Consider the following 14,966-nt stretch of genomic DNA (forward strand, 5'->3'; position numbering starts at 1 on the left):
TCAGAAATCCTTGCAAAGGCGCAGCGCGTCGTAGATCGCGCCGTGAATGTTGTGCATCGAAATGCAGTCGCCAACGCGAAACAGCAGAAAGCGGCCGTTACCGGTTTCCTCGCTCAGCGAAGGCTGGGGTTCGGAGGCGAACAGCTTGTGCACGTCCACCTGGCCGCGATTGACCGACTCCGGCTTGAGCGCCCAGTACAACGCGTCGTTCGGCGTGCTGCCGTTTTCGATCACGACCTGATCGACCGCGCGCTCTTCCTGCTCTTCGGTGTACTCGTTGCGGATCACGGCGATTTTCTTGCCGTTCTCTTCGTAGACCTTGTCGAGCCAGTAGTTCGGCGTGTGAATCACGCCTTGCGCATAGAGACGGCGATAGAAGATCGGGAACGTGGTGCCGCCGACGTCATCGGCCACTTTCACATCGGGCGTGACGATCTCGACGTTCGAGCCGCGGCTCGACATGAAGTCGGCGACGCCCGCGCCGGCATGTGTGCTCACGCCGTCATAGACCAGCACGTTCCTGCCCGGCTCGACCTTGCCCGACAGCACATCCCACGAACTGACCGCGAGTCCCGCGTCAACGCCCCATGCTGCGACTTGCGACGTGAACGACGAACCGCCCGTCGCCAGCACGACGATGTCCGGCTTCCCGGCCATGATGTCAGCCTGACTGGCGGCGACGCCAAGACGGCGATCGACGCCAAGGCGCCTGGTTTCCATATCGAACCAGCGCACGATGCCCGCCATCTGCTCGCGCTGCGGCGCTTTCGCGGCCAGCATGATCTGGCCGCCGACGTAGTCGTTCTTCTCGAACAGCACCACGTCATGACCGCGCGACTTCGCCACGCGCGCCGCCTCGAGTCCCGCCGGACCCGCGCCGACCACGACCACCTTGCGCTTCGGCCCGCGCGTCTTCGCGATCACGTGCGGCATGGTGGCTTCGCGCGAGGTCGCCGCGTTCTGCACGCACAGCACATCCAGCCCGTTGTACTGCCGGTCGATACAGTAATTCGCGCCGACGCACTGCTTGATCTCGTCTTCGCGGCCATCGCGGATCTTGATGACCATATGCGGATCGGCGATCTGCGCGCGCGTCATGCCGACCAGATCGACCATGCCGCTGGCGAGCAGACGTTCAGCCTGGCCCGCGTCGCGGATGCTCTGCGCGTGCATCACCGGCACCTTCACGACCGCCTTGATGCCGGCCGCGAGATGCACGAACGGCTCGGGAGGCAGCGCCATCGGCGGCATGCAGTTCGCCAGCGTGTTGTGCGTGTCCGCGCCGGAACCGATCACGCCGAGATAATCGATCAGGCCGGTTTCCGACATCGCCTGGGCGATCTCTTTCAATTGCTCGTGATCGAGCCCGTCTTCGTGGAATTCGTCGCCGCACATGCGCAGGCCGACGCAGAAATCCGCGCCTACCGCTTCGCGCACCGCGTTCAGCACTTCGGTGCCGAAACGCAGACGGTTTTCGAGCGATCCGCCCCATTCGTCGGTGCGAAAATTCGTGCGTGGGCTCCAGAACTGATCGATCAGATGCTGGTGCGCGGCCGAGATTTCGATGCCGTCCATCCCCGCATCCTTGACGCGCTTCGCGGCGGCCGCGAAGTCGTCGATGATGCGGCGAATCTCTTCCACTTCGATGATCTTCGCGTTACCGCGGTGCACGGGCTCGCGCACGCCGGACGGCGACATCAGATGCGGCCAGTGCTCGCCGTGAAAGGCCGAACGGCGGCCCATATGCGTGGCCTGGATCATGATCTTCGCGCCGTGCCGGTGCATCGCCTCGGCGAGGCGCGCGAGCGGATCGATGATCCTGTCGGTCGACAGATTCACCGACTTCCACCAGCCCTGCGGACTGTCGATCGACACCGGGCTCGAGCCGCCGCACACCGCGAGGCCGACGCCGCCCTTCGCCTTCTCCTCGTAGTAGCGGATATAACGGTCGCCGGGCAAGCCGCCGGGTTCCGCATACACCTCCGCGTGCGCGGTGCTGACGATGCGGTTGCGCAAGGTCAGCTGGTTCAGCGTGAGAGGCTTGAAAAGGTTCGGGTAACGCATCGCGATCGACCTCGGAATAAACAGGCTTGTTGCGCTAGTACGCGCGCGTTTTCGTCTGCGGTTACGACGTCAGCGGCGACACTTCGAAGACGCAGTGATCGTGGCCTTCGGCCGCGCATTGCACTTCTTTCGAATATGACGGTGGACCCTTGCGTGCCGGATCCGGCGCCGTGTCGTTGACCCAGTCGAGCGCGCCCGCGAACCAGCCGGCGAACATGTAGCAAAGCTTGCCCTCCTTGCCCGGCTGCGCGAGCACGAACGACGAGTGATGCAGTTCGATGCGCGCGTGCGAGCTGGACGGATCGGCTTCGGCGATCCTGAAGAGACCCCAGCCGCGTTGTGACAGACGCTTCAGGTAGTGCTCGAACACCGCCATGCCGGCGATGCCGTGCTGCTTCGCTTCCTTGTCGCACCAGAAATACGCGGACCTGTAACCCGCCGTATACAGGATCCCGGCATACGTGTCGCGGCCGAGCGCTTCTTCAACAGCGGTATGGTTGTTCGTGAAGAAATGGCGCGGCACGTACAGCATCGGCAGCGCGTCGGTGGTCCAGACGCCGGTGTCCGGATCGACATCGATCGGCAGTTGAGGTTGCATGTGGAGACTCCGTTGTTGTGTGGGCGGTTTTGTGAGCGGGTGGAAATCAGACCTTCCACACTTCGCCGAACACCCGCACCCAGTTTTCGCCCATGATTTTCCTGATGCGGGTCTCGCTCCAGCCGGCACGTTCCATCGCGGCGGTCAGGTTCGGAAACTCGCCGATCGTGCGGATGCCTTCCGGATTCACCACCTTGCCGAAGTTCGTCAACTGGCGATAACGGCCTTTGTCATGCGTGATCCAGTCGAAGAATTCGGTGCTGTAGCCCTGCGTGAAGTCCGTGCCGATGCCCACCTGATCCTCGCCGATCAGGTTCACCACGTATTCGATCGCCTCGATGTAGTCTTCGACAGTCGCATCCGGGCCGCGCTTCAGGAACGGCGCGAACATCGTCACGCCGACAAAGCCGCCTGCGTCCGCGATCTCTTTCAGCTGTTCGTCGCTCTTGTTGCGCGGATGCTCTTTCAGGCCCGACGGGCAGCAATGGGAGTAGCACACCGGTTTGTTCGAAGCGGCAATCGCTTCGGATGAGGTCTTGCCGCCCACATGCGACAGATCGACCATGATGCCGACGCGATTCATCTCCTGAATCACTTCGCGGCCATAGCCCGAGAGGCCGCCGTCGCGTTCATAGCAACCCGTGCCCACCAGGTTCTGCGTGTTGTAGCAAAGCTGGACCACGTTCACGCCGAGGTCCTTGAACGCCTCGATATAGCCGAGGTTGTCCTCGAATGCGTGCGCGTTCTGGAAGCCGAAGATGATGCCGGTCTTGTTCTCTTTCTTCGCGCGATGGATATCGTCCGTGGTGCGCACGAGCGTCAGGATCTCGCCGTATTCGCGGATTTTCTGCTTCATTTCCGCGATGTTGTCGACGGTCTTCTGGAAGCTTTCCCAGACGGACACCGTGCAGTTCACTGCCGTCACGCCGCCCTTGCGCATATCCTCGAACACCGAACGCTCGAACTTCGAAATGTTCAGACCGTCGATGATGATGCTGTTGTCGTGCAGAGTGCTCATCGTGTGCTCCGGGCGTGCTCAGTAGATGGGAAAGCGTTCGCATAGCGCGAAAATCTCGCGGCGCACGCGTTGTTCGGTGGCGGCATGGCCTTCAGGGTGGTCGCGCAGCGCATCGAGCACTTCGACGATCAGGCGGCCCACGTCACGGAATTCAGCGACGCCGAAGCCGCGCGTCGTGCCAGCCGGCGTGCCGAGGCGAATGCCGGAGGTCACCGTCGGCTTCTCGGTATCGAAAGGAATGCCGTTCTTGTTGCAGGTGATGCCGGCGCGCTCCAGCGCCTGCTCGACCTGGTTGCCCTTGAGCCCCTTGGGCCGCAGGTCGACCAGCAGCAGGTGGTTGTCGGTGCCGCCCGTCACCAGATCGACGCCGCCCGCCTTCAGTACAGTGCCCAGCGCCTGCGCATTGGCGAGCACGTTGTCGATGTAGGTCGTGAAATCCGGTTGCAGCGCCTCGCCGAACGCGACCGCCTTGCCGGCGATCACATGCATCAGCGGGCCGCCCTGCAAGCCCGGAAACACCGCGGAGTTGATCTTCTTCGCGATCTCTTCGTCATTCGTCAGCACAAAGCCGCCGCGCGGACCGCGCAAGGTCTTGTGCGTCGTCGACGTGACGACGTGCGCATGCTCGACCGGATTCGGGTGACGGCCCGCCGCGATGATGCCCGCGATGTGCGCCATGTCCACCATCAGCTTCGCGCCGACGCAGTCGGCGATCGCACGCAGCCGCGCGAAATCGAGCGCGCGCGGATAGGCCGAGAAGCCGGCGATCAGGAGCGCTGGTTGATGTTGCTGTGCGAGCGCCTCGATCTGCGCGTAATCGATCAGCATCGTCTCGCGGTTCACGCCGTACTGCACCGCGTTGAACCACTTGCCCGAGAGGGCCGGCTTCGCGCCGTGCGTGAGGTGGCCGCCCGCGTCGAGCGACATGCCGAGCACTGTGTCGCCCGGCTTCGCCAGCGCGAGCATTACGGCGCCGTTTGCCTGCGCGCCCGAATGCGGCTGCACGTTGGCGAATTTCGCGTTGAACAGTTGCCTGACCCGGTCGATCGCGAGCGATTCGATCACGTCGACGTATTCGCAACCGCCGTAGTAACGCTTGCCCGGATACCCTTCCGCATACTTGTTGGTCAGCACCGAGCCCTGCGCTTCGAGCACCGCCCGCGACACGATGTTTTCCGACGCGATCAGCTCGACTTGCGACTGCTGGCGCTCGAGCTCTTTCAAAATGGCGCCGCGTACCGCCGCATCGCGCGTCGCCAGCGATTCTTCAAAGAAGGGATTCGGGTTCGACATGGAAGGTCCGTGAGTTCAGGAAACAAGCCGTTGACGCGTGCCGGAAGACGCCTTGAAACGCTGCCGCAACCCGTCTGCATGGCTTCTATTCTTGACGTTCAGCTCGCGCGCCAATTTATGAATTCAGACGCGTTCTTTACCTTTTCCGCCATGCACGACCTTTTTCGACAAGTCGCTATCGGCGTCTCCGCAGCCGGTTTTCGAACGGCCGGGCCGATGTTGCACCGCAACTGACCGTCACGCGCGGTTCAGGTGCGCATCGGTGCGGCGGCAGCGCCGTCGTGGTGCTGCCTGCCCGACGTCACGGGCACGTTTCCACGCGAAAACAAGGGTTTAGCCTGATGGCACGGCAGTTGCCCTGGTCCTCAGAATCACAGGAGTCGCCACTTCCCCACGGCGACGCGACATTACAGATTCGAAGGAATCATTCCCCCCATGTCCACCGATCGCACGGCGTCGCTGTCGCATTTCGCATTCATGCCGGTGCCCAACTTCACGATGATCGCGTTCACCAACGCCATCGAAGTCCTGCGCATGGCGAACTATCTGACGGGGCAAACGCTTTACCGGTGGTCGATCGTGAGCCCCGAAGGCGGGCCGGTAATGGCGAGTAACGGGCTGTCGGTCGACACCGGGCCGGTCGAATGCGTCGGCCAGCCGGATATCGTGTTCGTGGTCGGCGGCATCGACGTGCAGCGCGCCACCACGCCCGCACACCTCTTTGCGTTGCGCCGCTTTGCCCGCATGGGCTGCGTGCTCGGCAGCCTGTGCACGGGCACGTATGCACTGGCGCGCGCCGGTTTGCTGGGCGGCTACGCGTGCGCGATTCACTGGGAGAACATGTCGGCGCTCAAGGAAGAGTTTCCCGACACGCGCTTTCTGAAAGAACTGTTCGTGATCGACCGCGATCGCGTCACCTGCACCGGCGGCGTCGCGCCGCTCGACATGATGCTGAACCTGATCGCGCCGCGCGTGGGCACCGCGCGGGTCACGCAGATCGCCGAGCAGTTCATCGTCGAACATGTGCGCGATACCAGCGCGCAGCAGAAGATGCCGCTGGTCGCGCGGCTCGGTTCGGCCAACAAGTCGCTCTTCGAAGTGATCGCGCTGATGGAGAACAACATCGAAGAGCCGCTGTCGCGCGAAGAACTCGCACGGCTCGCGGGCATGTCGCAACGGCAGTTGCAGCGCCTGTTCCGCGAGCATCTCGGGATGACGCCCACGCATTACTATCTGACGCTGCGCCTGCGGCGCGCGCGTGAGTTGCTGTTGCAGACCGACATGTCGATCATGCACATCACGATGGCCTGCGGCTTCCAGTCGGCGTGCCACTTCTCGAAGAGCTATCGCGACGCCTTCGGCACCGCGCCGACGAGCGAGCGGCGCAAGCAGGCGCCATCGCTCGCCGCCGCGCCGGCGATGCTGGCCTGACACTGCTACGCGGAACGCGGGCCTTTCCAGCCTGAAAAAACGACGCACGCGTTAAACGGTTTTCCGTTCAACGCGTGCGTGGTTTATCGAGTCGAGCAGGTTCGAATGAAAGCCAGAACCCGGCCAGAAGCAAAGCACCTCTGCGTCAGGCCGCTTTCAGCAAACCGTGCGGATCGAGGACAAACTTCTTCGGTGCGCCGCCATCGAACTGACGGTAGCCTTCCGGCGCGTCATCCAGCGACACGACCGTCACGTTCACGATGTCCGCAATCGGCAGACGGTCCCACAGGATCGCCTGCATCAGATTGTGGTTGTACTTCATCACCGGCGTCTGCCCCGTATGGAACGAGTGCGACTTGGCCCAGCCGAGTCCGAGGCGGATGCTGAGGCTGCCCTTGCGCGCGGCAGCATCGGCTGAACCTGGATCGTCCGTCACATAGAGCCCCGGAATGCCGATCGCGCCCGCGGCTCGGGTGATTTCCATCAGCGAATTGAGCACCGTGGCGGGCGCCTCTTCATGCTGGCCGCTGCTGCCGTGGCCGTGCGCCTCGAAGCCGACGCAGTCCACCGCGCAATCCACTTCGGGCCTGCCGAGAATCTGCTCGATCTGCTCGCCGAGCGTGGCGTCTCTCGACAGGTCGATGGTCTGGAAACCCATCTTGCGCGCATGCGCGAGCCGCGCTTCGTTCATGTCGCCGACGATCGTGCAGGCCGCGCCCAGCAGGCGCGCCGAAGCCGCCGCCGCCATCCCGACGGGGCCGGCGCCGGCAATGTAGACGGTCGCGCCGGGCTTCACGCCGGCCATCACCGCGCCGTGATAGCCGGTCGGCAGAATGTCGGACAGGCAGGTCAGATCGCGGATCTTCGACATCGCCTGCGCGCGGTCGGGGAATTTGAGCAGATTGAAGTCGGCGTACGGCACCATCACGTACTCGGCCTGGCCGCCGATCCAGCCGCCCATGTCCACGTAGCCATAAGCGCCGCCCGCGCGCGACGGATTCACGTTCAGGCATACACCGGTATGCTGGGCCTTGCAGGTCGGGCAACGACCGCACGCGACGTTGAACGGCACGGAGACGAGATCGCCGATTTTCAGGGTTTCCACGTCGCGGCCGGTTTCGATCACCTCACCGGTGATCTCGTGACCCAGCACGAGTCCGACTTCAGCCGTGGTGCGGCCGCGCACCATGTGCTGGTCGGAGCCGCAGATATTCGTGCTCACCACTTTCAGGATCACGCCGTGGCCGATTGCACGGCCACGCGGATCGACCATCTTCGGATAGTCGATCGACTGCACTTCCACCTTGCCCTGCCCGAGATACACGACGCCGCGATTGCTGCTCATTTGCCTGTCTCCATGTCTTGTGAGCGGCGCGCCGGTTCGAAGTCACGCGCCGTCTAACGAGCGTAACGCCCTCGCAAACAAAGGACATGACCCGAACGCGACACCCGTTTGGCCGGAACCGACATGCGCGGTGCAATCGCCCAGGCGCGCAGAGCCAAAAGCGGGCGCTACGGCCGCAGCCGTGCCCGCGCGGCGCCGGCAATGCGCGCGAGCGCCTGCGCGCTCAGCCGCGCGGCGATCTTGCGCACGTAGTCGTGATGTCGCGGCTGCAGTTCGGCGCCGAGTTGTTGCGCGAGCAGATAACGGATCAGCGCGATGCGCCGGTGCCGCAACACGATGCTCTGATCGAGCAACGCGAGCGCGGCGTGTGCATCGCCCTGATGGCACGCGCGCTCAGTGAGGCGCGCGGTGGCCAGACGTGTCGACGTCATGTCGGTCACAGGCAGGAAAAGTGCGAAGCGAGCGATGCGGCGCGGCACCGCTCGCGGCGCATCACGACATCAGCGGGTCGGCCGCGTCGAGCATGATCTTCACGAAATAGTCCGCGAAGCTGCGGCGCACAACGATGTCGAAGCTATCCGGCCCGGTGGGCAACAGCGTGATCGACGCCTTGAAATAGTGGCTTTGCGCGCACTGTCCGACGGCGAACAACTGCGGATGCAGATCGAGCGGGCAGCCGCGCGCCAGCACGTCACGCGTACGCGTGCCGCTGATGTCGAGCACGGTATAGCCGCTGCCGATATCCGCCACCGACGCGAACAGGCCCGCAAACGCGGCGCCGAGTTTCGCCAGCAGCGGCGCGCTACGCGTGGCGTCGTGCGCCGTGGCCGAGCGTACCAGCCACTCGTCGGGGCCCAGCCACAGCACGTCGTAACCGTTGCCTTGCGCCGTCGTGTTGGGTTTTTCCGGCGGCCGGCAGCCGAGCACGCTTTCCACTGCGCGCATGAACGCGGCGTCGCGGGTATCGCCCCGCACGTTCACCAGTTCCAGAAACGGCCGCTCGCTCAGGCGAAACGCGGACGATGCCGTTGCCTGATGCTTCTTCAGCAACGCGTCCACGCCGACCAGCGGAGACTCCTGCCACACACCGGTTTGCCTGCCGACAGCGCGATCGACCATCGACGGTCTCCCTGTTGTTTCATTCCACATGTTGACGTGCTCCTTCGCTATCGTAGAACACCGAACTGGTGATGCTGGCCGCGATCTGCCTGCCGTTCGCAAGCGGAATCGTGACGGTTTCGCCGATCCTGTCGAGTCCGCCCTTCACTACCGCCATCGCAATCGAGCGCTTCAGGATCGGGCTGTAATAGCTCGACGTGACATGACCAAGCATCGGTGCGGTGTCGCCCTGGAAGGGACCGGCGACGATCTGCGAGCCTTCGGGGATCACGAACGACGGATCGTCCGGCAGCAGCCCGACCAGTTGCTTGCGCCCGGCCTTCGCGGTGTCGCTGCGTGTCAGCGAGCGCTTGCCGAGAAAGTCTTTCGACTTCGCGACAAGTCCGCCCATGCCGACATCGTACGGCGTCATCGAGCCATCCGTATCCTGACCGACGATGATGTAGCCCTTCTCGGCGCGCAGCACGTGCATGGTTTCGGTGCCGTACGGGGTGATGTCGAACTCCGCGCCGGCGGCCATCAGCGCTTCCCACACCGCGCGTCCGACGTTGGCCGGCACGTTCACCTCATAGGCGAGTTCGCCCGAGAAGCTGATCCGCATCACGCGCGAGGCCGCACCGGCCACCGTGCCTTCGCGATAGCTCATGAACGGGAACGCGGCGTTCGCGAAGTCGATGTCGTGGCAGACCTTTTGCAACACCTTGCGGCTGTTCGGACCGACCACCGCGAACGTCGCCCAGTGATCCGTGACGGATGCGAGACGCACGCGCAGGTCCGGCCATTCGGTTTGCAGCCAGCGTTCGAGCCAGGTGAGCACGCGCGCCGCGCCGCCGGTGGTGGTCGTCATCATGTAATGCTGGTCGGCGAGGCGCACCGTGACGCCGTCGTCGAAGATCATGCCGTTTTCGTCGAGCATCAGACCGTAGCGGCACTTGCCGACCTCGAGCTTGCTCCACGGATTCGTATAGACCCAGTTCAGCAGCTTCGCCGAATCGGAGCCCTGAATGTCGATCTTGCCGAGCGTGGAGGCATCGAGAATGCCAACGCTCGTGCGCACCGCGAGCGATTCGCGCGCGACCGCCGCGTGCATGTCCTCGCCCGGCTTCGGGTAGTACCACGGACGCTTCCAGTTGCCGACATCCTCGAACGCCGCGCCGTTTTCGACGTGCCATTCGTGCACCGCCGTCTTGCGCACCGGATCGAGAAACTCGCCGAGCTCGCGGCCGGCGAACGTGCCGAACGTGACCGGTGTGTAGTTCGGGCGGAAGGTGGTCGTGCCGGTTTCCGGAATCGTCTTGCCGAGCGCCTGCGCGAGGATCGCCATGCCGTTGATGTTGCCGAGCTTGCCCTGATCGGTGCCGAAGCCCATTGCCGTGTAGCGCTTCACGTGCTCGACCGATTCGAAGCCTTCGCGCGCGGCGAGAAAAATATCCGCCGCCGACACGTCGTTCTGGAAGTCGACGAACTGCTTCGGGCCTCGCGCGGCGAGCTCGCGGCCGCCGACGAGCCACAGCGGCTGCATCTTCGCCTCGACCGTGTCGGCGACCCGCACCGGATGCGGCCGCGCGACGATATGTCCGGCAGCGCGCGCCGCCTCGACGCCGGCATCGACGGCAAGGCGAATGCCCTGGCCGAGCGCGAAGTCGCCCGCGCACGCACCGACGCTGGTTTCCGCCTGCATCGCCTTGCCTGGCACGAAACAGGCCTTGTCGTCATGCCAGTGCGCCTTGCCGCCCGACTGCGCGAACAGGTGCAGCACCGGGCTCCAGCCGCCGGACATCGCGAGCAGATCGCACGGGAGATCGCCCTGCTTCGCACCGGGCTGTCCATTCGGATACGACGCCAGCTCGACCGACGCCACGCGCAGCTTGCCGTGCGCCGCCGTGACGACCACGCCGTTCATGATCTTGACGCCATGGCGCCGCGCCAGCGCCGGCAGCGTGCCCTTCGACTCCGCCGCGCGCGGATCGACCACCGTCACCTGGGCGCCGGCCGTCTTGAGGTCCAGCGCACATTGATAGCCGTCGTCGTTGTTCGTGAACACGACCGCATTGCGGCCCGGCAGCACCGCATAGCGATGCAGATACGTCGACACCGCCGAAGCCAGCATCACGCCCGGCAGATCGTTTTTGCCGAACACGATCGGCCGTTCGTGCGCACCGGTGGCGAGAATCACGCGTTTCGCGCGGATCTTCCACATCAGCTCGCGCGTGCCCTTGCGTTGCGACACCGGCAGATGCTCGGTGAGCCGCTGCGTCACGGTCACGAGGTTGTGGTCCTGATAGCCGAATGCCGTGCTGCGGCACAAGATCTTCACCTCCGGCATCTGCCGCAACGCGTCCTCGATCTTGTGCACCCATTGCAGCGCCGGCTTGCCGTCGATCTCCGCGCGGCACGACAGCAGCGAGCCGCCGGGTTCTGGCTGATCGTCGACCAGCGTCACGCGCGCGCCCGAAAGTGCCGCCGCATGCGCGGCCGCCAGGCCGGTCGGGCCGGCGCCGATCACCAGCACGTCGCAATGCGCGAAGCACTTGTCGTAGCGATCCGCGTCCTTCTCGCGAGGCGCAGTGCCGAGCCCGGCCGCGTCGCGAATCGCTTCCTCATACCTGGGCCAGAATCTGCGCGGCCACATGAACGTCTTGTAGTAGAAGCCCGCCGGGATGAACCGTGCGAACTTCTGGGTGACCGCCATGTGGTCTTTCTCGATGCTCGGCTTCGCGTTCACGCTGGTCGCGACGAGCCCCTGATACAGCTCGACTTCGGTGGCACGCGCGTTCGGCACTGTGTAAGCACCGGTTTCGAGTTGTACGATTGCGTTCGGCTCTTCGACGCCCGCCGTGACGATGCCGCGCGGCCGGTGATATTTCCAGCTACGCGCGACGAAGTGCACGCCGTTCGCGAGCAGCGCGGAAGCCAGCGTGTCGCCCTGAAAACCCTGATACGTGCGGCCGTTGAACGTGAAGTTCAGCACGATCGCGCGGTTGATGCGCCCGCCGGCGGGCAGTCGGTCTTTCTGGCTCATGCTGTCTTGCCCTCGTTGCCATCCATCGTGAGCAGCGGACGCTCGAACGTCTCGTAGCCCTGAATCTCGTAGCTCACCGTGTCGCGCTGCGCCTTGAACCAGCGGCGGCATCCCTGCGCGTGCATCCATTGCTCGCGGTGCACGCCGCGCGGGTTCCTGCGCATGAAAAGGTAGTCGCCCCATTCCTCGTCGGTGAGCTTTTCGGTGTCGAGCGGACGCGCGATATCCGCTTCGCCGCCGCAGGAAAATTCGGTTTCGGCGCGTGGTCCGCACCACGGGCATTCGATCAGCAGCATTTATGTTCTCCTTTGTTCCCTATACCCGCAGCGCGTGAATCTCAGTGAGCGACAGCGGCGGCGCCGTGTTCGTCGATCAGGTGTCCCGTGTAGAACCGATCCAGCGAGAACGGCGCGGTCAGCGGATGCGGTTCATCCCTTGCGATCGTGTGCGCGTAGGCCCAGCCCGAACCGGGCGTCGCCTTGAAGCCGCCCGTGCCCCAGCCGCAATTGAAATAAAGCCCCTTCACGTCGGTCTTGCCGATGATCGGGCACGCATCCGGCGACACGTCGACGATGCCGCCCCACTGCCGGTTCATCCGCACGCGCGAGAACACCGGGAACATCTCGACGATCGCCTCCAGCGTGCCTTCGATGATCTGAAAACTGCCGCGCTGCCCGAAGCCGGTGTATTGATCGACGCCCGCGCCGATCACCAGATCGCCCTTGTCGGACTGGCTGATATACGCGTGCACGGCATTCGACATCACCACCGTGTTGACGACCGGCTTGATCGGCTCGGACACCAGCGCCTGCAACGGATGGCTTTCAAGCGGCAACCGCACGCCGGCCATATCGGCGAGCGTCGATGTGTTGCCCGCCGCGACGATCGCGACCTTCTTCGCCTTGATGAACCCCTTGACGGTATCCACGCCGGTCACCTGGCTGCCGTCTCGGCGAATGCCCGTGACCTGGCAGTTCTGCACGATATCGACGCCGGCCTGATCCGCGCCGCGCGCGAAGCCCCATGCCACCGCATCGTGCCGTGCCACACCGCCGCGCCGCTGGATCGACGCGCCGAGCACCGGATAGCGGCTGTTCAGGTTGATGGTCGGCTCGATTTCCTTGATCTGCGCGGGCGTGAGAAATTCGGCATCGACGCCGTTCAGCCGGTTCGCGTTCACGCGCCGTTCGGTGTCGCGCACGTCCTGCAACGTGTGCGCGAGATTCATCACGCCGCGCTGGCTGAACATCACGTTGTAGTTGAGATCCTGCGACAGACCTTCCCACAGCTTCATCGCCTTCTCATACAACGCAGCCGATTCGTCCCACAGATAATTCGAACGCACGATGGTCGTATTGCGCGCGGTGTTGCCGCCGCCGATCCACCCTTTCTCCAGCACGGCGATATTGCGCACGCCGTGCTCTTTCGCGAGGTAATACGCGGTGGCGAGACCATGTCCGCCGCCGCCGACGATCACGACATCGTATTCACGTTTCGGCTCGGGGCTCTTCCATTGTCGCTCCCAGTTCTCGTGATACGACATCCCGTTGCGCAACAGGCTGAATATCGAATAGCGGCTCATCGTCGTTCCTTGTCTGTACTTTTTGCTTCGTCAGTCGTTCAGCACTCGATGACGTTCACGGCCAGCCCGCCGCGCGACGTCTCCTTGTATTTCGTCTTCATGTCCGCGCCGGTTTCGCGCATCGTCTTGATCACGTTGTCGAGCGACACGTAATGCTGGCCGTCGCCCTTCATCGCCATGCGAGCGGCGTTCAGCGCCTTGATCGCGCCCATCGCATTGCGTTCGATGCAGGGAATCTGCACGAGTCCGCCGACCGGGTCGCAGGTCATGCCGAGGTTATGTTCCATGCCGATTTCGGCGGCGTTCTCCACCTGCGCCGGCGTGCCGCCCATCACCGCCGCGAGCGCCGCGGCGGCCATCGAGCACGCGACGCCTACTTCGCCCTGGCAACCCACTTCGGCGCCCGAGATCGACGCGGTTTCCTTGTAGATGATGCCGATCGCGGCGGCGGTCAGCAGGAAGGTGACGATGCCGGCATCGTTCGACGCGTGCATGAATTTCACGTAGTAGTGCAGCACGGCGGGAATCACGCCGGCTGCGCCGTTCGTGGGCGCCGTGACGACACGGCCGCCCGCGGCGTTCTCTTCGTTGACGGCCATGGCATAAAGGTTGACCCAGTCGAGCATCGACAGCGGATCGCGCAACGACTCTGCCGGGCGCGAGCGCAATTGCTCGCACAGATCGGCGGCGCGGCGCTTGACGTGCATCGGGCCGGGCAATTCACCTCGCACCTTGCAGCCGCGTTCGACGCAGGCGGACATCGTGCGCCAGATCGCCAGCAGCCCTTCGCGCACGTCCTGTTCGCTGCGCGACGCGCATTCGTTGGACAGCGTCACCTGTGCGATCGACAAGCCGGTTTCGCGGCACACGCGCATCAGATCGTCGCCGGTGCGAAACGGGTACGGTACGCCGGCACCGGTGCGCAGCGCATTCACGCGATCGCCTTCACGATTGACGACGAAGCCGCCGCCGATCGAGTAATACTCCTTCTCCACCAGCAACTGGCCGTTTTCGTCGAACGCCTGAAAACGCATGCCGTTCGGATGCACGATGTCCGAGCCCGGCGCGCCCGGCATCAGCTTGCGGAAAAAACCGAGGTGTTCGCGCTCGTCGAAGCGGACCGGATGCTTGCCGAGCAACACGAGCTGCTTCGTTTCGCGAATCGCCTGCAGGCGCTGCTCGATGACATCCGGATCGACCAGATCGGGCAGATTGCCTTCGAGACCCAGCAGCACCGCCTTATCCGTGCCGTGCCCCTTGCCGGTCGCGCCGAGCGAGCCGTACAGCTCGACCTTCACGCGGCGCACGAAGCCGAGCAGGTTGGCGTCTTCGATATGCGAGGCGAAGCGGCAGGCGGCGATCATCGGCCCGACGGTGTGCGAGCTCGAAGGACCGATGCCGGTCTTGAACAGATCGAAGACGCTAACGTTCATGACGTGCCTTATGCATTGCGATGCCGGGGTTGACGGGTTTTGCGCGGGATGACCTGTACTT

General features: G+C 64.1%; 13 protein-coding genes. 2 read left to right on the top strand and 11 right to left on the bottom strand.

The window, feature by feature from the left end; translation table 11 throughout:
- The 4 genes from LPA37_RS08485 to LPA37_RS08500 form a co-directional block, all read right to left on the bottom strand.
- On the bottom strand, positions 1 to 2,064 hold the full coding sequence (locus tag LPA37_RS08485; protein WP_229012264.1) for an NADH:flavin oxidoreductase: 2,064 nt from the start codon (positions 2,062 to 2,064) through the stop codon (positions 1 to 3).
- A gap of 61 nt (positions 2,065 to 2,125) precedes the next feature.
- Entirely contained in the window at positions 2,126 to 2,662 is a 537-nt protein-coding gene (locus tag LPA37_RS08490; protein WP_228981029.1) for a DUF5943 domain-containing protein, read from the bottom strand.
- A 46-nt stretch (positions 2,663 to 2,708) separates the two neighbouring features.
- Positions 2,709 to 3,680: a dipeptidase gene (locus tag LPA37_RS08495; RefSeq protein ID WP_229012265.1), complete on the bottom strand. Its 972-nt coding sequence runs from the start codon at positions 3,678 to 3,680 to the stop codon at positions 2,709 to 2,711.
- 18 nt (positions 3,681 to 3,698) lie between these two features.
- The gene (locus LPA37_RS08500) at positions 3,699 to 4,973 is read right to left on the bottom strand and encodes a serine hydroxymethyltransferase (protein WP_229012266.1); all 1,275 of its coding nucleotides are present in this window, start codon (positions 4,971 to 4,973) and stop codon (positions 3,699 to 3,701) included.
- A gap of 9 nt (positions 4,974 to 4,982) precedes the next feature.
- Between LPA37_RS08500 and LPA37_RS08505 the strand changes: the two genes are divergently transcribed.
- Positions 4,983 to 5,207 (top strand): hypothetical protein, encoded by a 225-nt coding sequence (locus LPA37_RS08505; protein WP_229012267.1) that lies wholly within the window; start codon positions 4,983 to 4,985, stop codon positions 5,205 to 5,207.
- Between the two features lie 201 nt (positions 5,208 to 5,408).
- A complete protein-coding gene (locus tag LPA37_RS08510; protein WP_228981024.1) occupies positions 5,409 to 6,404 on the top strand; it encodes a GlxA family transcriptional regulator in 996 nt (331 codons plus the stop codon).
- A gap of 145 nt (positions 6,405 to 6,549) precedes the next feature.
- Here LPA37_RS08510 and fdhA read toward each other — a convergent pair whose 3' ends face one another.
- From fdhA to LPA37_RS08545, 7 genes are all read right to left on the bottom strand, one after another.
- The gene (gene fdhA / locus LPA37_RS08515; protein WP_228981022.1) at positions 6,550 to 7,749 is read right to left on the bottom strand and encodes a formaldehyde dehydrogenase, glutathione-independent; all 1,200 of its coding nucleotides are present in this window, start codon (positions 7,747 to 7,749) and stop codon (positions 6,550 to 6,552) included.
- A gap of 167 nt (positions 7,750 to 7,916) precedes the next feature.
- Positions 7,917 to 8,180 (bottom strand): hypothetical protein, encoded by a 264-nt coding sequence (locus LPA37_RS08520; protein WP_228981021.1) that lies wholly within the window; start codon positions 8,178 to 8,180, stop codon positions 7,917 to 7,919.
- 61 nt (positions 8,181 to 8,241) lie between these two features.
- A complete protein-coding gene (locus LPA37_RS08525) occupies positions 8,242 to 8,898 on the bottom strand; it encodes a sarcosine oxidase subunit gamma (protein ID WP_228981018.1) in 657 nt (218 codons plus the stop codon).
- The gene (locus tag LPA37_RS08530; protein ID WP_229012268.1) at positions 8,888 to 11,890 is read right to left on the bottom strand and encodes a sarcosine oxidase subunit alpha family protein; all 3,003 of its coding nucleotides are present in this window, start codon (positions 11,888 to 11,890) and stop codon (positions 8,888 to 8,890) included. Before LPA37_RS08530 ends, LPA37_RS08525 begins: the two co-directional genes overlap by 11 nt.
- The gene (locus LPA37_RS08535; RefSeq protein ID WP_229012269.1) at positions 11,887 to 12,186 is read right to left on the bottom strand and encodes a sarcosine oxidase subunit delta; all 300 of its coding nucleotides are present in this window, start codon (positions 12,184 to 12,186) and stop codon (positions 11,887 to 11,889) included. Before LPA37_RS08535 ends, LPA37_RS08530 begins: the two co-directional genes overlap by 4 nt.
- 41 nt (positions 12,187 to 12,227) lie before the next feature.
- On the bottom strand, positions 12,228 to 13,472 hold the full coding sequence (locus tag LPA37_RS08540; RefSeq protein WP_229012270.1) for a sarcosine oxidase subunit beta family protein: 1,245 nt from the start codon (positions 13,470 to 13,472) through the stop codon (positions 12,228 to 12,230).
- Positions 13,473 to 13,510: 38 nt separating this feature from the next.
- A complete protein-coding gene (locus LPA37_RS08545; RefSeq protein ID WP_229012271.1) occupies positions 13,511 to 14,905 on the bottom strand; it encodes an L-serine ammonia-lyase in 1,395 nt (464 codons plus the stop codon).
- Between the last annotated feature and the right edge of the window lie 61 nt (positions 14,906 to 14,966).

The sequence above is a fragment of the Paraburkholderia gardini genome (assembly GCF_907164545.1).
GTDB lineage: Bacteria > Pseudomonadota > Gammaproteobacteria > Burkholderiales > Burkholderiaceae > Paraburkholderia > Paraburkholderia gardini.